We start from the raw sequence: 20806 nt of genomic DNA on the forward strand, positions 1-20806 counted from the left end.
TCCAAGCTGAGGCATAAATTGAAACAAGCCTAAATAAGGAGTGGACGGTCCCTTGCGCGTTTCAAATGTAACGGTTCGAAAACGTTTATTACTGGTTTTGCTTTTTGGCGTAATCATTTTTTTGATCATTGACAGCAGATTAGGCTATGTCCAATTTGTGATGGGAGAAAAGCTGACTTCACTGGCTAAGGATTCCTGGAGCCGGAATTTGCCGTTTGAGCCTGAGCGGGGAGAGATTCTTGACCGAAACGGCGTGAAGCTGGCTACTAATAAAAGCGCGCCGACCGTCTTTGTCGTACCGCGCCAGATCCAAAATCCCATAAAAACGGGCAAACTTCTCGCGTCAGTTTTAAATATGTCGGAAGAGAAGGTCTACAAACACATTACTAAGAAAACCTCCATAGAAAAAATCTCACCCGAGGGGCGGAAAATTTCCAATAAAAAAGCGAAAGAAATCAAAGCGCTCGACTTAAAAGGGGTGTATGTGGCTGAAGACAGCATCCGCCATTATCCGTACGGAAGCTTTTTGTCCCATGTTCTCGGTTTTGCCGGTATTGATAACCAGGGTCTTCTCGGTTTGGAGGCTTATTATGATGATGACTTAAAAGGTGTAAAGGGATCCGTGAAATTTTATACGGATGCCAAGGGGAAGAAAATGCCTGATGAAGCGGATGATTACACCCCTCCGAAAGACGGACTTGATATGAAACTGACGATTGACGCCAAGGTTCAGACGATTATAGAAAGAGAGCTCGACAATGCAGCGGCGAAATATAACCCGGACGGAATGATTGCGGTCGCAATGAATCCGAAAAACGGGGAAGTGCTCGGCATGTCAAGCCGTCCTGATTTTGATCCGGCTGACTATCAATCGGTGGATCCGTCCGTTTACAACCGGAACCTGCCGGTATGGAGCACATATGAACCGGGTTCGACCTTTAAGATTATTACGCTTGCGGCGGCTCTTCAAGAGCAAAAAGTAAACTTGCAAAGAGACCACTTTTATGACAAAGGATTTGCCGAGGTCGACGGCGCCCGCCTCCGATGCTGGAAAAAGGGCGGCCACGGTTCGCAATCTTATCTTGAAGTCGTTCAAAATTCCTGCAACCCCGGGTTTGTACAGCTGGGGGAACGGCTCGGAAAACAAAAGCTGTTTCAATATATTAAGGACTTCGGTTTTGGAAAGAAAACAGGCATTGATCTGCAAGGGGAAGGAACGGGGATCTTATTCCCGCTTGACAGAGTCGGCCCGGTCGAACAGGCGACAACCGCTTTCGGACAAGGGGTTTCCGTCACGCCGATTCAGCAGGTGGCAGCCGTTTCCGCAGCAATAAACGGCGGAACGCTTTATACTCCGTTTATTGCCAAAGAGTGGGTTGATCCCGTTACGAAAAAAACCGTTAAGAAACAATCGCCGATTGCGAAAAGGCAAGTTATTTCCCAGGAAACGTCAAAGCAGATCAGATATGCTTTAGAAAGCGTCGTCGCTCAGGGAACGGGGCGGAATGCCTTTGTGGAAGGATATCGCGTCGGCGGAAAAACAGGTACCGCACAAAAGGTGAAAGACGGCAAATATCTCGAAAACAACCATATCGTCTCCTTTATCGGTTTTGCGCCGGCCGATGACCCGAGCCTTGTCGTGTATGTCGCGGTTGATAATCCGAAAGGCACGATTCAATTCGGGGGAACCGTCGCCGCGCCGATTGTCGGAAATATGATGAGAGACAGTCTGCCTGAGCTCGGCGTGAAACCGCGAAAAAATCAAATCGAGAAAAAATATCAATGGAACGACACAAAAACAATAGAGGTTCCGAATGTTGTAGGGATGTCTGTCTCTGATCTTGAGTCGCTGCTTGTCAATTTGAATATTGACTCCTCAGGAAAAGGAAGCAAAATTGTGAAACAATCACCTGCAGCCGGAACGAAAGTAAAAGAAGGCTCAAAGATCCGTGTTTACTTGAGTGAAGAATGAGTCTTTTTGAGGCAGCCGATTGTTTTCGGCTGCCTCTTATCATAAAGAGAAAAAAAGAAGATAACTTTTAAGATTAACTGGATGTATCCTTTTATTTACGCTAAAATATGAACTGTATGTTTAAAAGCCATTCTGACTTTTATAAACGGTTATCATGATAAAAGAATGAATAGAATTTCTGAGAGGTTTGATACAATGAAACTTACAAAGCTGCTTACATATTTAATGGCCGAACCTGTTCAAAATGACTTTCATGACCCTGACATAACTTCAATTGAGATGGACTCCAGGGAAGTGAGAAAAGGGAGTCTTTTTGTGTGTATAAAAGGGTATACGGTAGACGGACATGATTTTGCCCAAAAAGCCGCAGAAAACGGCGCAGCGGCCATCGTTGCCGAGAAAGAGCTTGACGTCGATGTTCCTGTCATTATTGTCCGCCGGTCACAGCGGGCGCTCAGCGTTCTTTCTGACGCGTTTTACGGGCAGCCGACAAAGCAGCTTCAGCTTATCGGCATCACCGGCACAAACGGCAAAACATCAACGACGCACATGGTTGATGAGATTTTCAAAAAAGCGGGAAGACAGACCGGTTTAATCGGAACGATGTACATTAAAATCGGGGATGAGACATTCCCGGTCAAAAATACAACGCCCGAAAGCGTCACACTGCAAAAAACGTTCAAGAAAATGAATGATGAGCATGTTGACACAGCTATTATGGAAGTGTCTTCTCACGCTCTGTCACTCGGCAGGGTTCACGGCTGCGATTATGATATCGCCGTATTCACGAACCTGACGCAGGACCATTTAGATTATCACAAGACGATGGAAGACTACAGACAGGCTAAAAGCCTCCTGTTTTCCCAGCTGGGCGGCTCCTTTAATCACGAAAAGCCGAAGCGGGCCGTTTTAAACGCAGATGACAAAGCCAGTGCTTATTTTGAAAAAGTGACGGCGGCGCACATCCTTACATACGGAATCGAGAATGATGCCGATGTCATGGCGAAACAAATCGAGATCTCTGCGCAAGGCACAAGCTTTGAACTTGTTACGCCAAAAGGAACAAAGCAGATCACAGTTTCACTCGTCGGCCGCTTCAACGTGTATAACGTACTGGCTGCAGCGGCGACAGCGATCGCAGCGGGTCTGCCGTTTGATACGATCACAAGCGCTCTTGAAGAGCTGCAAGGTGTCAGAGGCCGGTTTGAACTGGTGAATCATAATCAGCCGTTTCCTGTGGTTGTCGATTACGCGCACACGCCTGACAGTCTGGAAAACGTCCTGAATACATGCAAAGACATGACAGAGGGCAAGCTTTTCGTCGTCGTCGGCTGCGGCGGTGACCGGGACAAAACGAAACGCCCGAAAATGGCGGAAATTGCGGTGCGGATTGCCGACGAACCGATTTTCACTTCAGATAACCCGAGAAGCGAGGACCCGCTGGCCATATTAAGAGATATGGAAAGAGGGGTAGAAGGCACTTACTATCACAGTATCGCAAATCGCGAGCAGGCTATCTTTTTTGCCATTGCCAACGCGAAAAAGGGAGATGTGGTTCTGATTGCCGGGAAAGGGCATGAAACCTATCAGCAAATCGGCAATGAAACATTCGACTTTGATGACGCCGAAGTAGCGGGAAGAGCTATTGTTGAGCTGAATAAAAAGTAAAACAGGAAAGAGTGTTAGAATGAGGGAAATGAAAAGAATTACGGGGACACAATGTGAATATGATAAATACGTATGTCGTTTGAACGAAACGGGAGGAGAAAAGAGCAATGCTTGAGCAAGTGATTTTATTTACAATAATAATGGGATTTTTAATCAGTGTTCTGATATCTCCGATTCTTATCCCGTTTTTAAGACGTTTAAAATTCGGCCAAAGTATCAGGGAAGAGGGGCCGAAATCACATATGAAAAAATCAGGGACGCCGACGATGGGCGGGGTCATGATTATTGTATCCATCGCCATTACGGCGATTGTCATGACGCAGAAATTTTCGCATCTGAGCGCGGAAATGTTTCTTCTGCTGTTTGTCACGATCGGATACGGCCTGCTCGGCTTTCTGGATGACTATATTAAAGTAGTAATGAAACGGAATCTCGGATTGACGTCGAAGCAGAAATTGATCGGCCAGATCATTATTGCCATAGTATTTTACGGAGTATATCATTATTGCCATTTTTCAACCGGCATCAGGGTGCCGGGCACACATCTGTCAATCGATCTCGGCTGGGGATACTTTATCCTCGTTCTCTTTATGCTTGTCGGAGGTTCAAATGCCGTCAACCTGACAGACGGTCTGGACGGTCTCTTGTCCGGTACCGCGGCTATCGCATTCGGCGCTTTCGCCATCCTTGCGTGGAACCAGTCACAATATGACGTTGCGATTTTCTCGGTTGCCGTTGTCGGCGCCGTTCTTGGTTTTCTTGTATTCAACGCCCATCCCGCCAAGGTATTTATGGGGGATACCGGTTCGCTTGCGCTCGGAGGAGCGATCGTGACCGTTGCCATTCTGACGAAGCTTGAAATTCTGCTCGTCATTATCGGCGGAGTATTTGTTATTGAGACCTTATCTGTTATCTTACAAGTCATCAGCTTTAAAACGACAGGAAAACGAATCTTTAAGATGAGTCCGCTTCACCACCATTACGAATTGGTCGGATGGTCTGAATGGAGAGTTGTCGTCACATTCTGGACTGCGGGACTGCTGCTTGCCGTTTTAGGAATTTACATCGAGGTGTGGTTATAAGTGGAAAACGAACTTTTTTTGCAAAAACAAAACTTTCTGGTCCTCGGACTGGCGAAAAGCGGATATGCGGCTGCGTCGATTCTTCATGAAAAAGGCATTAACGTCGTCGTGAATGATCAAAAAGCCTTTGAAGAGAACGAACCTGCCCAAAGGCTTGCAGAAAGAGGAATTGAAGTCATCTGCGGTGAGCATCCGACGTCACTTTTTGATCAGCATCACATTACCATTCTGATCAAAAATCCCGGAATCCCGTATGAAAATATCATGGTGGAGGAAGCACAAAGAAGAGGCATCCCGGTCTGGACGGAAATCGAGCTTGCGTATTATATCACCAATGCAAAATTCATCGGCATTACAGGTTCAAACGGGAAAACAACAACGACGACCCTGATTTATGAAATGCTGAAAGCTGATTCGATAAAGACGCTGATCGCAGGGAATATCGGCACTGTCGCCAGTGAAGTGGCTTATCATGCTGACGGTGATGAATGGATCGTCACAGAGCTTTCTTCGTTCCAGCTGATGGGGACTCATGCATTCAGACCTGAAATCGGCCTGATTTTAAATGTGTTCGACGCTCATTTGGATTACCATCACAGCCGTGAAAACTATGAAAAAGCCAAGCAGAACGTGTATCTTCATCAGCTTGAGAGTGATACGGCCATCGTGAATCAGAGCGATGAAACAGTCGTGCGGCTTGCCGAAAGCGGAAAAGCCGGCACCGTTCCGTTTTCAGTTCACCAGGAACTGTCAAGCGGCGCATTCATTAAAGACGGAATGCTGATGTTCGGCGATGAAGCGATTCTGCCTGTTGATGACATCGTACTGCCGGGCGCGCACAATTTAGAAAATATTTTAGCCGCTGTAGCCGCGGCAAAAACGGCGGGCGCGTCTAATAAAGCGATTCAGAAGGTGCTGACAAGCTTTACCGGTGTCAAACACCGTCTGCAGTATGTAACTGCGATCCAGAATCGTAGATTTTATAATGACAGCAAAGCGACGAATATTTTGGCCACAAGCAAAGCGCTCTCCGCGTTCAAAGCACCGGTTATTCTGCTTGCAGGCGGACTGGACCGCGGCAACGGTTTTGACGACCTGAAACCGTATATGGACAATGTCAAAGCGGTCCTGACGTTCGGACAGACAGCGCCGAAGATAGAAAAACTGGGCAATGAGCTGGGAATACAACATGTCAAACGTGTCGATAATGTTGAACAAGCAGTATCTGCGGCGTTTGCGCTCTCAAATGAAGGAGACGTCATCCTCTTGTCACCCGCGTGTGCAAGCTGGGATCAATTCAAAACATTTGAAGAACGCGGTGACATGTTTATAGATGCCGTGCATATGCTTAAGTAAGGGCTTGTCTCTGTTCATCGGCAGCCCTAAATGACTTATGCTTGGGGTGTCGATTGCTTTGACTACTAAAAAAACAGCGCCTGATTTGTTATTAGTTATCATTACGTTATTGCTTTTAACAATAGGATTAATTATGGTCTACAGTGCAAGTGCGGTATGGGCGGATTATAAATTTGACGACTCGTTTTTCTTCGCGAAACGGCAGCTGCTGTTTGCGGGGATCGGCGTCATTGCCATGTTTTTCATTATGAATGTGGATTATTGGACATGGCGCACATGGTCGAAGCTGCTTCTGATCATTTGTTTTTTTCTGCTTGTGCTTGTGCTGATTCCGGGAGTCGGAATGGTGCGGAACGGTTCAAGAAGCTGGATCGGAGTGGGAGCGTTCAGCATTCAGCCTTCGGAGTTTATGAAACTGGCGATGATTGCGTTTCTGGCTAAATTTCTTTCTGAAAAACAGAAGAATATTACGTCATTCAGACGCGGATTCGTTCCCGCGCTCGGAATCGTGTTTTCTGCATTTATTATTATTATGTGCCAGCCAGACCTGGGAACGGGGACGGTAATGGTGGGCACGTGCATCGTGATGATTTTTGTTTCCGGTGCGCGAATCGCTCATTTTGCGTTCCTCGGACTCATCGGTTTAAGCGGATTTGCGGCGCTAGTTCTGTCCGCTCCTTATCGGATTAAACGGATTACCTCTTACTTAAACCCGTGGGAGGATCCGCTTGGAAGTGGATTTCAGATCATTCAGTCGCTCTATGCCGTAGGTCCGGGCGGACTGTTCGGGATGGGGCTCGGCCAAAGCCGGCAAAAGTTTTTTTACCTGCCGGAGCCGCAAACCGATTTCATTTTTGCTATTTTATCTGAGGAACTCGGCTTTATCGGCGGTTCGCTCATATTGCTGCTGTTCACTATTTTATTATGGCGGGGCGTCAGAATTGCCCTCGGCGCGCCGGATTTATACGGAAGCTTTGTCGCCATCGGTATTATTTCTATGATAGCTATTCAAGTCATGATTAATATCGGCGTTGTGACGGGGCTGATCCCGGTAACAGGAATTACGCTGCCGTTTTTAAGCTACGGAGGCTCATCACTGACGCTGATGCTCGCAGCGGTCGGCGTGCTTTTAAATGTCAGCCGGTACTCGAGGTATTGATCTGTATCTTGCCTCATCACTCATGATTTATTCGTTATCTATAAAAAAACAGACAACATCAATAACCCTGTCCTAAAAAACAGGGTTATCGCTATGTGATTAAGGGGGACATACGAATGCGTATTGCAGTAAGCGGAGGCGGAACCGGAGGACATATTTATCCGGCCCTGGCCTTTATTAAAGAAGTTCAGCGCCGGCATCCGGATGTGGAATTTTTGTATATCGGAACAGAGAACGGTCTTGAGAAAAAAATTGTTGAACGGGAAAATATTCCGTTCCGCGCCATTGAAATTACAGGTTTCAAACGAAAACTTTCTTTTGAAAATGTAAAAACCGTCATGCGCTTCTTAAAAGGCGTGAAGAAAAGCAAATCATATTTAAAAGAGTTTAAACCAGATGCCGTTATCGGTACAGGCGGCTATGTATGCGGTCCGGTCGTATACGCGGCGGCAAAAATGGGAATTCCGACGATCATTCATGAGCAAAACAGCCTGCCCGGCATCACAAATAAGTTTCTCTCGAAATATGTTAATAAGGTAGCAATTTGCTTTGAAGAGGCAAAATCGCATTTTCCTGCTGAAAAAGTTGTGTTTACGGGAAACCCGAGAGCCTCTGAAGTCGTCTCAATTAAGACAGGCCGCTCATTAACTGAGTTCGGGCTGAAAGACAATCAAAAAACGGTGCTCATTTTCGGCGGAAGCAGAGGCGCGGCTCCCATTAACCGTGCCGTTATAGATATGCAGGAAGAATTGAAAACGAGACCTTACCAAGTGCTTTATATTACCGGGGAAGTACATTACGAGAAGGTAACGGCTGAGCTGAAAGGCGGAAAAGCCGCTGATAATATGGTGACAAAACCGTTTTTGCACCAAATGCCGGAGTACTTACAATCAATTGATGTCATTGTGGCCAGAGCCGGAGCGACGACGATTGCGGAGATCACCGCTCTCGGCATTCCGAGCGTGCTTATTCCGAGCCCGTATGTGACAGCCAATCACCAGGAAGTCAATGCGAAGGCGCTCAGCCAGCATGACGCTGCAATCGTACTGAAGGAAACCGAGCTCAGCGGAGAAAAACTGATCGCTGCGCTGGACAAAATCGTCATGAATGAAGAAACCTTAAAAGACATGAGTGAGCGGACAAAATCACTCGGTGTTCCGGATGCGGCAGCCAGACTGTACAGTATCATGGAAGACATAAAAAAATAGAGCAAATGGAATGCGGAGGTTTATGATGGAGAACGTAATTCAGGAATTAAGAGACCGCGAAGTCGGCAAAGTGCTGGAACAAGAACCGCTCGCGAACCATACAACGATGAAAATCGGCGGTCCGGCGGACATTTTGATCATCCCCAACCGTGTGGAAGCGGTCAAAGATATCATGGATATTGTGAAGAAACATGATCTGCCATGGACGGTTATCGGCCGCGGTTCAAATCTGCTCGTGCTTGATGAAGGCATAAGAGGAGTTGTCATCAAACTGGGCGCGGGTCTGGATCATTTGGAGATTGACGGTGATCAGGTGACGGTCGGAGGCGGCTATTCGGTCGTCCGGCTTGCGACTTCCATGAGTAAAAAAGGAATGTCCGGTCTCGAATTTGCAGCGGGCATTCCCGGATCAATCGGCGGAGCCGTCTATATGAATGCCGGGGCGCACGGATCTGATATGAGTGAGATTCTTGTGAAAGCCCGTATCTTATTTGAAGACGGCACAATCGAATGGCTGACGAACGAAGAGATGGATTTCAGCTACAGAACGTCTGTTTTGCAGAAAAAACGTCCCGGCGTCTGTCTCGAGGCAGTTCTTCAGCTTGAGCAAAAGGAACGGGAAGCCATTACGGCGCAAATGCAGCAGAACAAAGATTACAGAAAAAACACTCAGCCGTATTCAAGCCCATGCGCCGGGAGCATATTCAGAAATCCGCTGCCGGATCATGCCGGAAACCTCGTTGAAAAAGCGGGATTAAAAGGACATCAGATCGGCGGAGCGAAAGTGTCCGAAATGCACGGGAATTTTATCGTCAATGCCGGCGGAGCGACTGCCAAGGACGTTCTCGACCTGATTGAATATGTGAAAAAGACAATCCGTGAGCAGTATGATGTTGACATGCATACAGAAGTTGAAATCATCGGAGGGAATCGTTAAAAGGTTCTCTGATTACATGAGCTCATGTGATATACTTTTAACAAATGTCAAACGGCATCACAGCATGCCGTTTGTTTTTCAATCAGACGAATGTCAAGCTGTTTCATTCTTAGTGAGGTGGACAGGCAGTGAACCCAAATCATGAAAGAGAAAAAATTGTAAATATTGAAGAGCGGATTCCGAAAATCAAAGAGCAGCGGAAACAAAAAGCAAACCGCCGGCTGATTTCATTCATTGTGCTCTTTTTTATGATGGTGCTGATCATCGTGTACTTGCAGATGCCGATCAGCAAAGTGTCTTCTGTCACCGTTTCCGGAAACGAAAACGTGTCTGTAAAAGAGATCAACGCGCTTTCTGATATACATAACGGACAAACCGAGTTCTGGAGTCTGAACAAGAAACAAACAGAAGAAAAGATTGAGCAGAATAAGCTGGTGAAAAAGGCGGAACTTTCAAAAGTATTTCCTAACAAAGTCAGCATTCACATTGAAGAATACAAGACGATCGCGTATCTGCAGCGACATGATGTATATTATGAAGTGCTCGAAAACGGCACTGTGCTGCCGAACGAAGTCACGCCGGATGACGCGGGCCCGATTTTGGTTGACTGGACAAACGCGAAAAAGCGGGTCAAAATGGCGGAGCAGCTTGATAAGCTTTCCGGTTCGCTAAAGCAGTCGATTTCTGAAATCTATTATACACCGGTAAAAATGGATCAGGACCGGATCAAGCTGTATATGAACGACGGGTATGTAGTTACCGCTTCTATTAAAACGTTTGCCGGCCGGATGAAGACCTATCCTTCTATCGTTTCCCAGCTGGACGGCGGGAAAAAGGGGATTATCCACTTAGAAGTCGCTACGTATTTTGAAGAATTTAACAAAGGTAAATCCGGCAAGAAAAAAGAAAATGATTAATAGTTCTAAAGAACTAATTTCAAGGTGGTTCAAAAGAATCTATTACAATCAGCGGGGCAGCCGATATAACCGATAGCGGAATCATTATGACTATGTTTGTTTTTGCCCGGGATATGGCTGCCGGACAAGCGGAAAATTCTCAATGCAATGGGCGTGTCTTCTGCAATGAGCATTGCATTTGGAATTTTCCTCCTGTTTCTTCTTTTTTCGGATGTTTCTGGCAATATCTATAGCTTTTCTGGAGGTTCATCTTAGTGTAGACTAATGGAAAGCGGGTATATTTGCATCTGGTTTGCACAGTATGGCACCGTGACAGGAAATCTTACGGTAAGGTGGGCCGTCTCTAAAAAAAATAAAAAAAATACGATATAAAAGAGGATATACATAGAATATAACGAATAGTTTCATTAAACATAAATTGTGAGAAATCAGATAAGAATTTGTTGATGCTGTTGTTTTTGTTACACACTTGTAAAGCCACATTCATTGTATTGTTGTTCCGCAAATAATAGAATAGAATTTGATCGAAATGTGAGGAGGTGCCATAGAATGAACAACAATGAACTTTACGTCAGTCTTGACATCGGTACGTCCAATACAAAAGTGATCGTCGGAGAAATGACAGATGATTCCCTTAACATTATCGGAGTGGGAAATGTACCGTCTGAAGGGTTGAAAAAAGGCTCAATCGTTGATATAGATGAAACCGTTCATTCTATAAGAAAAGCGTTTGACCAAGCTGAAAGAATGGTAGGTTTTCCGCTGAAAAAAGCCATTGTCGGCGTTAATGGAAATTATATTCATATTCAAGATACGAACGGCGTTGTCGCTGTTTCCAGTGAAAACAAAGAAATTCACGTTGAAGACGTCCGCAGGGTAATGGAAGCGGCACAGGTCGTGTCAGTTCCGCATGAGCAGCTGATCGTAGACGTCGTTCCGAAACAGTTTATCGTTGACGGAAGAGACGAAATTACCGATCCGAAAAAAATGCTCGGCGTGCGCCTGGAAGTAGAAGGCACGCTGATTACCGGCTCCAAAACGATCTTACATAACTTACTTCGCTGTGTGGAGAGAGCGGGCGTTGAAATTACTGATATTTGCCTGCAGCCGCTTGCGGCCGGTTCGGCGGCTTTGTCAAAAGACGAAAAAAACCTCGGAGTCGCCATGATTGATATCGGCGGCGGCTCGACGACGGTGGCGGTATTTGAACAGGGGCACCTGAAGGAGACAGCCGTCATTCCGCTCGGAGGCGAAAACATCACGAAAGATGTATCGATCGGATTGCGCACTTCCACCGAAGAGGCTGAAAGAGTAAAAAAACAATTCGGACATGCATTCTACGATGAGGCTTCAGAAGATGAAGTATTTGAAGTCACCGTCATAGGAACGAATCAAAAGCAATCTTTTACACAGCAGGAAATTGCCAATATTATTGAAGCAAGAGTGGAAGAGATTCTTGAGATTGCCGCAGCCGAAATTGAGCATATGGGAATTACAGATCTGCCCGGCGGCTTTGTGCTGACCGGCGGACAGGCCGCAATGCCCGGAGTGCTTTCATTGGCACAGGAAGTGCTGAGGCACAATGTAAGGGTCGCAAGCCCGAATTATATCGGTGTAAGAGACCCTCAGTATATGACGGGTGTCGGCTTGATACAATTTGCCTGCCGAAATGCCAGAATTCAGGGAAGAAAAATAGGCTTTCATATGCCGGAAGAAGCCGTGCAGGAAATCGCGGTCTCTCACGAAGAAGAACATCATCAGCGGCCAGAGGCGCAGCAGCGTCCAAAAGCAAAACAAAAAACACAAGCCGAACACAACAAACCGAGCAAAATGAAAAAACTATTAAGCATGTTTTGGGAATAGATTGATAGTCATTCGGCAGATTAGGAGGATTTAGCATGTTGGATTTCGAAACAAACATAGACGGCTTAGCATCAATTAAAGTAATCGGAGTAGGAGGCGGCGGTAATAACGCGGTCAACCGAATGATTGAAAATGAAGTGCAGGGTGTAGAGTACATTGCGGTAAACACGGACGCGCAAGCTCTTAACCTGTCAAAAGCGGAAGTGAAAATGCAGATCGGGGAAAAGCTGACCCGCGGTCTCGGAGCGGGAGCGAATCCGGAAGTCGGCAAAAAAGCCGCTGAAGAAAGTAAGGAACAAATCGAAGAAGCGCTAAAAGGCGCTGACATGGTGTTCGTTACAGCCGGAATGGGAGGCGGTACCGGAACGGGAGCCGCACCGGTTATCGCGCAAATCGCAAAGGACTTAGGCGCTTTGACTGTCGGTGTCGTAACAAGACCGTTTACATTTGAAGGAAGAAAACGTCAGCTGCAGGCTGCAGGCGGTATCACGGCAATGAAAGAAGCCGTTGACACACTGATCGTTATTCCGAATGACCGCATTCTTGAAATTGTCGATAAAAACACACCGATGCTTGAAGCATTCCGTGAAGCTGATAACGTGCTTCGCCAAGGGGTGCAAGGTATCTCTGACCTCATCGCGACGCCTGGTTTAATCAACTTGGACTTTGCCGATGTCAAAACCATCATGTCCAACAAAGGTTCAGCATTGATGGGTATCGGGATCGCTACGGGCGAAAGCCGTGCTGCTGAAGCCGCCAAAAAGGCGATCTCCAGTCCGTTACTGGAAGCGGCAATCGACGGAGCGCAAGGTGTTTTGATGAACATTACGGGAGGTACAAACCTGAGCCTCTACGAAGTGCAGGAAGCAGCCGACATCGTCGCTTCTGCATCCGACCCAGATGTCAACATGATTTTCGGTTCAGTTATCAATGAAAATCTGAAAGATGAAATCGTCGTCACCGTTATTGCGACCGGTTTTATCGAACAGGAAAAAGATGACTCAAAACCGCAGCGACCGACTTTAAACCAAGGATTGAAGTCTCAAAGTCAAAACGCTGCGAAACGTGAGCCGAAACGAGAAGAAACACAGCATCAAAACACGGTGAACCGCCATACATCACAGCCGGCGGATGATGCCCTCGACATTCCTACATTTTTAAGAAACCGCAACAAACGCGGCTGATGTAAAAAAGGACAAGACCACATGGTTTTGTCCTTTTTCTTTTTTGTGTACAGTCTTCCTTCCTATCCCCATAATCTATACAGTGAAAAAAGCAACTTTATACCTATGACGAATTGATTGTTTTTTAGTTTCATACGGCTTTCTACAGAATGCGACAATATCTGGATGGAAGATTGTCTACATTTAACGTACAGCATCGAAATGACAAACGATTCCAATTATGAAGGAGGGATACACATTTTATAGGGCGTTACCAAATAAGGGGGGATACGATTGAAGAAAAAAACAAGAAACAGATGGACAGGCTCCGTTTTAAGCGCGATTGTCGTCAGTTCCCTGTTGTTTCCGGGTGCAGCCGGAGCGAACAGCACACCGGGGGCAGTTTCTTTCACCAAAGATCTTTCTTCCTCTAAGAGCATTCAGCATAAGATTTCCGATTCAGTCAAGAAGCGTTTTGAAAAAAATGATAAAGTCACGTTTCTTATCAAATTTAAAGAGAAAGCCAATACGAAAAAAGCGGTCAAAGAAGCAGAAAAAAACGCCAAGTCTCAATCGCTTTCCGCAGCAAAAAACGAATATCAAAAGCGGTCAGCCGTCGTTTCTTCTTTAAAACTGGCGGCTCATGATGCGCAGCAGAATCTGAAAACATATTTGGAAAAACAAAAAAAGAAAGGCAAGGCTGATCACATCCATTCCTATTATATTGTTAACGGAATGGCAGTCACTGCTTCGAAAGAGGTAATGGAAAAAGCCGCCTCATTTCCTGAAGTAGAAAAAGTTCTTCCGAATGAAAAACGTCAGCTTACTCAACGACAATCAAAAGCTCCTTTTCAAATGAAGAAAAAACAAAAAGAGATCAAAGCAAAGGAAGGCATCGAATGGAATATCAGCCAAATTGATGCGCCGCAGGCCTGGGCCTCAGGATACGACGGAACCGGCACGGTTGTCGCCTCCATTGATACGGGAGTTCAGTGGGATCATCCGGCGCTTAAAGAAAAATACCGGGGTTACGATCCTGAAAATCCCGCAGCGCCGAATCATGAAATGAACTGGTATGATGCCGTGTCCCATAAAGACGCTCCCTACGATGATCTTGAACACGGCACTCATGTAACAGGGACCATGACGGGTTCAGAACCTGACGGCTCAAATCAAATCGGTGTGGCTCCGGGGGCGAAATGGATCGCAGTAAAAGCATTTTCAGATGACGGAGGAACCGATGCCGATATTTTGGATGCCGGTGAGTGGGTGCTCGCGCCTAAAGATAAAAACGGCACGCCCCATCCCGAGATGGCGCCGGATGTTGTCAATAATTCCTGGGCAGGCGGTTCGGGAATGGACGAGTGGTACCGCGATATGGTGAATGCGTGGAGAGCGGCAGGGATTTTTCCGGAATTCTCTGCGGGAAATGAAGACTTATTTACACCGGGAGGACCGGGTTCAATCGCAAACCCGGCCAATTATCCTGAAGCATTTGCGACAGGTGCGACTGACATCGACAAGAAACTCGCTGATTTCTCACTTCAAGGCCCCTCACCGTATCATGAAACAAAACCGGACATTTCGGCTCCGGGAGTGAATATCCGTTCTTCGATTCCTGGAGGAACATACGAAGGCGGCTGGGACGGAACTTCAATGGCCGGGCCGCATGTGGCGGCGACGGCGGCTTTGTTAAGGCAGGCGAACGCCTCTATTACGGTCGATGAAATGGAAGACGTTTTGACGCGCACCGCGGAAAAGCTGACAGATTCCGTTTTTCCGGAATCACCGAATAACGGTTACGGCCACGGTCTCGTTAACGCTTTTGATGCCGTTTCTGCCGTAACGGACGGAATCGGAGGCGTAGAAGGCAAGGTCTCTTCTGCGGGCGAAGATCACAATCCGCCCAGCTTTCACCATGAACCGGTCTCAGCGGCTTACAAAGGGGCAAACCTTCCGTTAACGGTTACAGCAGAAGACGATGTAAGCGTAACTGAAGTCATCCTTTCCTATCAGTTTGATGAAGGAAAGTGGAAAACGACAGCTGCCGTTCAAAAAAGCGGTGATGAAAAAAAGGGAACATACCAGGCGGAGATTCCGGATGTAACGGGAAGCAAGGTAAGTTATAAATGGACCATAAAAGATTTCGGAGGTCATTCTGTAGAATCTGATACGTACCGGGCTGACGTGAAACCGAGCATTACGGCGGGATACAAAGAGGATTTTGAATCACAGCCGGCGGGCTGGTCCAGTTACGGGACACATGACCAATGGGAATGGGGTATCCCGGGTTCAGGGCCCGGCACCGCATTTTCCGGAGATAAAGTGTATGCGACGAATCTGTCCGGCCCTTATGCCGATTCAGCCAACATGAATTTGGTGATGCCTCCGATTCAAGTTCCGGAAACAGGACGGCTGTTTTTGCAATTTAAAAGCTGGCACAAGCTCGAAGAATTTTTTGATTACGGGTATGTGTTCGTTCTTCCGGAAGGAAAATCACATTGGGAGCAGGCGGCCGTTTACAATGGTGACTCCGCAGGATGGAACGATGAAGAGGCAGATTTATCTGCGTATAAAGGCCAAAACATAAAGCTCATGTTTAATATGCAGTCAGACGAAGTACTCAATGAAGACGGATGGTATATCGATGATGTCCGGCTTTCAAGCAGCCCTCTCGGCAAGGCGGCTAAAAAAAGTAAACACAATAGACAAACACCTCCCGGCCACCTGAAGAAAAAAGCAGTCAGTCCGAAACAGGCCAAACCGGCAGTGAAATCACCCGGAAAAAGAGTAAAACGTGAAACAAACCTCCTGCCTCTCAGAGCGCAAATCAGTGTCGCCGAGACGGGGAAATCCGTATATTCCGACCCTGCAAGCGGAAGCTACAGCCTGTCGCATAAGGCGGGAAGCTATACGCTGAAAGCCGAGGCTTACGGATTTAAGTCCGCTTCGAAACAAGTTTCTATTCAATCAGACAAAACCGCACAGGCAGACTTTACACTGGAGCAAATGCCGTCCGGCACGCTAAAAGGAACCATCACCAATCAGTCAACAGGCGAACCGGTAAAAGGGGCTGCGCTTTATGTGGCTGAGGATGCCGCAATTGAACCGGCGGTGACAAACGATAAAGGGGAATATTCGCTTAAGGCGTACGAAGGCTCCTACACAATCAAAGTAGCGGCAAAAGGCTTTTACAATAGCGAATTTTCCGTTGACATCAAAGGAGATGCTGAAAAAAACGTCAAGCTTAAGCCGTATATCGGTTATGAAGGGGAAATTGCATATGATAACGGAACGGAAGAAGCCGCGCTGTCATATTTTAAAGCCGGCAGCAAATCTGCCGTTAAGATGACGCTCAAAGACGGAAAAGAACACGGTATGCTGACGGGAGGCCTTTTTAAATTTTGGGGCGCCGACTGGCCTGATCCGGGCGGTACCGAATTTCAAGCAGAAGTATATGATGCATCCGGCCCTGATGGAGCTCCGGGCAGCAAAATTGCCGGCCCGTTCCAAGCTGAAGCGCTTCGAAACGGCGAATGGACCAAAGTGGATCTCAGCTCAAAAGGAATCGCGGTCGGAAAGGATTTTTATCTTGTGTTCCGCCAGACGAAACCCGATCCTTATACACCTGCCCTGTCATCTGATGACGGCAGTCCGTACTCGAACAGAAACTGGCAATACCTTGACGGCCGCTGGTCAAAAGCCGATAAATCAGACGGAAACTTTATGATCAGGGCTTTGGTCGACTACGAAGCTTCTGTGCCAGAAATAACGTCGCCTGAAGACCGGTCATTTACAAACAAGAAGTCAATCACGGTGAAAGGAACAGCTTCACCAAAAACCGCTGTCCGTCTTACCAATAACGGTAAAACCGCCGCAGAAACGAAAGCAGATGCAGACGGCAATTTCCAGGCCGGCGTCACACTCACTGAAGATGCCAATCGGCTGACGGCGGCATCTGTGACAGACAGCGGGTCAACCGATGAGTCACGCCCTGTCACGGTCATACTGGATGAGGATAAGCCGGATGTGACGATTGACAGTCCGGCAAACGGTGATAAAACAAATAAAGAAGCAGTGACCGTAAAAGGAAAAGTGCACGACACCCATTTAAAATGGGTAAAGGTGAACGGAAAAAAAGCTGAAGTAAATAACGGTTCTTATCAAGCGAGAACTCTTCTGGAAAACGGCAGCAATGAGATCAAGGTCACGGCCTCAGATGAAGCGGGTAACAAAACAACGAAAAAGACGGTAATCGATGTCAATTACAATGCTCCCGTCATTTCCGGATTGGTTCCCGGAGCGGATAAGGAATTAAAAGCCGGAGAATCAGTGAAAATCGCTTTTTCAAGCGGAAAGAAATTAGACGCTTCCTTCGTTATCCGTCTGCCTCTGACAAACGCCCGGGCAGGGAGCCAAAACGCAACAGAGCTTCCGCTGAGAGAAATTTCTCCGGGACGATATGAGGGTTACTGGACGGCGACTTCTTCCATCAAAGCAAGCGGAGCAAAAATTGACGTTATCGCTAGAGATGACTACGGAAATGAAACGAGACAGACGGCTAAAGGAAAACTTTATATCAATGAGTAAAACAGAGCGCTGCCAGATCACGGCAGCGCTTTTTTAGTTGAAGCGGACAATAGGAAAGCAACCCTTTCGGCCCTCGACAAATAAAACGGTTATCCCTTAAAAATTGTACTTTACCCTCAACATTAATTGACAGACTTTCCCACAGAGCTTGCTTTATACTTATGAAACAAGAGAGAGATACAGATAAGTAAGACAAAAGAGGAAAGGGGTCAGATGTGAAAATCTATCTGGATGTCATTTGGCTGTTGAACTTTTGTTTTGATTCTCTTTTGCTTTTATTGACCGCCTTTATTTTAAAACGCCAGGTGAAAAAAAGAAGAGTGGCCGCCGGCGGTTTCATCGGGTCAGCCATTGTGCTTCTGATGTTTACGCCTGTTTCTCCCTTTGTGGAGCATCCGGCGGGAAAAATGGCGTTTTCAGTAGTCATCGTGCTTGCGGCTTTTGGCTTTAAACGGTTCCGATACTTTTTTCAAAATTTGTTCGCCTTTTATTTCGCGACTTTTCTCGTCGGCGGGGGAATGATCGGCGTACATTCCCTGCTGCAGACAGAATCAATTGTGCAGCAAGGCGTAATGGTCACAAGCCAGACCGGATTCGGCGACCCGATCAGCTGGATGTTTGTAGTTATCGGATTTCCGGCCATATGGTTTTTTTCGAAAAAGAGAATTGAAGACATCGAGACGAAGTCCATTCAGTACGATGAACTTGTCATGGTGCAGGCGGAATTCAGCGGACAGACAATCCGCGCGAAAGGATTGGTGGATTCCGGGAATCAGCTGTATGATCCGCTGACGAAAACGCCGGTCATGATCCTTCACATTGACAAATTCGCTCCGATTCTCAGCGAAAAGGAAACGGCCCTCATCAAATCCGCCAGTCCGCTTGAAGTGATAGAGCAGCTTGATGATTCGTTCCGCCATGCGGATAAGCTGAGGCTGATTCCGTACAGGGGCGTCGGCCAGGACAATCAATTTTTACTCTGTTTAAAGCCGGATTACGTCACGATTTTAACAAAAGACGAAATGATCGCTTGTGAAAAATGCCTGATCGGCATCAGCACGAAACCATTATCCGCGGACGGTGAATTTGACGGAATCGTTCATCCGAAGATGCTGACAGGGAAGGCTGTAAAACATGTTTCCTGACGAAAAGTCTGTTATTCATCATACTCAAAACGCGTTGTATTTAGAAGGGGGAGGAAGATGAAAAAACTTAAGCTGCGTCTGACATATTTGTGGTATAAATGGCTGATGAAACTCGGACTGAAAAGCGATGAAGTGTATTACATAGGAGGAAGCGAGGCGCTGCCGCCGCCTTTGTCTAAAGAAGAGGAGCAGGTGCTCTTATTAAAGCTGCCGAGCGGGGATCAGGCGGCGCGGGCCATTCTGATTGAGAGAAACTTACGTCTTGTCGTTTACATTGCCCGCAAATTCGAAAATACCGGCATCAACATCGAGGACTTAATCAGCATCGGCACCATCGGTTTGATCAAAGCGGTAAACACTTTTAATCCGGAAAAGAAAATCAAACTCGCCACCTACGCGTCGCGATGTATCGAAAACGAAATTTTAATGTACTTGCGCCGAAACAATAAAATCCGTTCAGAGGTGTCCTTTGATGAACCGCTGAATATTGATTGGGACGGAAACGAGCTGCTGCTTTCGGATGTGCTCGGCACAGACGATGATATTATTACAAAAGACATTGAAGCCAATGTGGATAAAAAACTTTTGAAAAAAGCGCTTGAGCAATTAAACGAAAGAGAAAAGCAGATTATGGAACTGCGTTTCGGGCTTGTCGGAGAAGAAGAAAAAACTCAAAAAGATGTAGCCGACATGATGGGGATTTCACAATCTTATATCTCCCGGCTCGAAAAGCGGATTATCAAAAGACTGAGAAAAGAGTTTAACAAAATGGTGTAAAATTTTTTCCAACTGACAGCCCTTACTGCTGCAAGGATTGCCGCAGCCGGATGTTTATTTCTGTAAAATGGCGGTGCATATTTTTCCCACCCGAGGAGATACTTAACGTTGTACAGCAGCTCCTAGTGGGAGGGAAAAACGTGTCAAGAAATAAAGTCGAAATTTGCGGGGTGGATACCTCCAAATTACCGGTGCTCAAGAATGAAGAGATGAGAAAGCTGTTTAGGCAATTACAGGATGAGGGCGATGATTCAGCGAGGGAAAAGCTTGTAAACGGCAATCTGCGCCTTGTCTTAAGCGTCATTCAGAGGTTTAACAACAGAGGAGAGTATGTTGATGACTTATTTCAGGTCGGCTGCATCGGACTAATGAAATCCATTGATAATTTTGACCTAAGCCATAATGTTAAGTTTTCAACATACGCTGTACCGATGATCATCGGAGAAATCCGCAGATATTTGCGGGATAACAATCCGATCCGCGTCTCGAGGTCGCTTCGCGATATCGCATATAAAGCGCTTCAAGTAAGAGAGCGGTTAATCAGTGAGACAAGCAGGGAGCCGACAGCAGAGGAAATCGCCAAAGTTCTTGAAGTGCCCCATGAAGAAATTGTGTTTGCCCTTGACGCCATCCAGGATCCGGTTTCACTGTTTGAGCCGATTTATAATGACGGCGGCGATCCGATTTACGTGATGGACCAGATCAGCGATGAGCGCAATAAGGATACACAATGGATTGAGGAGCTCGCTCTGAAAGAAGGCATGAGAAGACTGAACGAACGGGAAAAAATGATTTTGCGAAAGCGCTTTTTCCAAGGGAAAACCCAAATGGAAGTCGCTGAAGAAATCGGCATATCCCAAGCTCAGGTCTCAAGGCTTGAAAAAGCAGCCATTAAACAAATGAATAAGAATATCCATCAATAACGGAAAAAGCCTTTAAACCTTGTTTAAAGGCTTTTTTCATGCGATG

General features: G+C 46.5%; 14 protein-coding genes. All 14 read left to right on the forward strand.

Annotated elements, in window-relative coordinates; all coding sequences use genetic code 11:
• The first annotated feature begins 52 nt into the window (after window positions 1-52).
• The 14 genes from V7728_RS08480 (at window position 53) to sigG (ending at window position 20760) form a co-directional block, all read left to right on the forward strand.
• Window positions 53-1972, forward strand: a complete 1920-nt coding sequence (locus V7728_RS08480; protein ID WP_003154438.1) for a stage V sporulation protein D — start codon at window positions 53-55, stop codon at window positions 1970-1972.
• A 195-nt stretch (window positions 1973-2167) separates the two neighbouring features.
• Window positions 2168-3640 (forward strand): UDP-N-acetylmuramoyl-L-alanyl-D-glutamate--2,6-diaminopimelate ligase, encoded by a 1473-nt coding sequence (locus V7728_RS08485; RefSeq protein ID WP_003154436.1) that lies wholly within the window; start codon window positions 2168-2170, stop codon window positions 3638-3640.
• 107 nt (window positions 3641-3747) lie between these two features.
• Window positions 3748-4722: a phospho-N-acetylmuramoyl-pentapeptide-transferase gene (mraY, locus tag V7728_RS08490; protein WP_007409707.1), complete on the forward strand. Its 975-nt coding sequence runs from the start codon at window positions 3748-3750 to the stop codon at window positions 4720-4722.
• A complete protein-coding gene (murD, locus tag V7728_RS08495) occupies window positions 4723-6078 on the forward strand; it encodes a UDP-N-acetylmuramoyl-L-alanine--D-glutamate ligase (RefSeq protein WP_015239817.1) in 1356 nt (451 codons plus the stop codon). It begins immediately after the preceding gene.
• Window positions 6079-6136: 58 nt separating this feature from the next.
• Window positions 6137-7237: a stage V sporulation protein E gene (gene spoVE, locus V7728_RS08500; RefSeq protein ID WP_015239818.1), complete on the forward strand. Its 1101-nt coding sequence runs from the start codon at window positions 6137-6139 to the stop codon at window positions 7235-7237.
• Window positions 7238-7353: 116 nt separating this feature from the next.
• Window positions 7354-8445: an undecaprenyldiphospho-muramoylpentapeptide beta-N-acetylglucosaminyltransferase gene (gene murG, locus V7728_RS08505; protein WP_003154428.1), complete on the forward strand. Its 1092-nt coding sequence runs from the start codon at window positions 7354-7356 to the stop codon at window positions 8443-8445.
• 25 nt (window positions 8446-8470) lie between these two features.
• Entirely contained in the window at window positions 8471-9382 is a 912-nt protein-coding gene (gene murB / locus V7728_RS08510; protein ID WP_007409709.1) for a UDP-N-acetylmuramate dehydrogenase, read from the forward strand.
• A gap of 128 nt (window positions 9383-9510) precedes the next feature.
• Window positions 9511-10299, forward strand: coding sequence for a cell division protein FtsQ/DivIB (locus V7728_RS08515; RefSeq protein WP_007409710.1), 789 nt, complete (start codon window positions 9511-9513; stop codon window positions 10297-10299).
• A 549-nt stretch (window positions 10300-10848) separates the two neighbouring features.
• Window positions 10849-12162, forward strand: coding sequence for a cell division protein FtsA (gene ftsA, locus V7728_RS08520; RefSeq protein WP_003154425.1), 1314 nt, complete (start codon window positions 10849-10851; stop codon window positions 12160-12162).
• Between the two features lie 35 nt (window positions 12163-12197).
• A complete protein-coding gene (ftsZ, locus tag V7728_RS08525; RefSeq protein WP_003154424.1) occupies window positions 12198-13346 on the forward strand; it encodes a cell division protein FtsZ in 1149 nt (382 codons plus the stop codon).
• A 273-nt stretch (window positions 13347-13619) separates the two neighbouring features.
• The gene (locus tag V7728_RS08530) at window positions 13620-17915 is read left to right on the forward strand and encodes a S8 family peptidase (protein ID WP_099566732.1); all 4296 of its coding nucleotides are present in this window, start codon (window positions 13620-13622) and stop codon (window positions 17913-17915) included.
• A gap of 215 nt (window positions 17916-18130) precedes the next feature.
• Window positions 18131-19060, forward strand: a complete 930-nt coding sequence (gene spoIIGA, locus V7728_RS08535) for a sigma-E processing peptidase SpoIIGA (protein ID WP_025284698.1) — start codon at window positions 18131-18133, stop codon at window positions 19058-19060.
• A 57-nt stretch (window positions 19061-19117) separates the two neighbouring features.
• On the forward strand, window positions 19118-19837 hold the full coding sequence (sigE, locus tag V7728_RS08540) for an RNA polymerase sporulation sigma factor SigE (RefSeq protein WP_007409714.1): 720 nt from the start codon (window positions 19118-19120) through the stop codon (window positions 19835-19837).
• Window positions 19838-19977: 140 nt separating this feature from the next.
• Complete coding sequence (gene sigG / locus V7728_RS08545) at window positions 19978-20760, forward strand: RNA polymerase sporulation sigma factor SigG (protein WP_003154420.1); 783 nt, start codon at window positions 19978-19980, stop codon at window positions 20758-20760.
• Window positions 20761-20806: the final 46 nt, after the last annotated feature.

This window comes from Bacillus sp. JHAA, from assembly GCF_036961585.1.
Classification (GTDB): Bacteria; Bacillota; Bacilli; order Bacillales; family Bacillaceae; genus Bacillus; species Bacillus velezensis.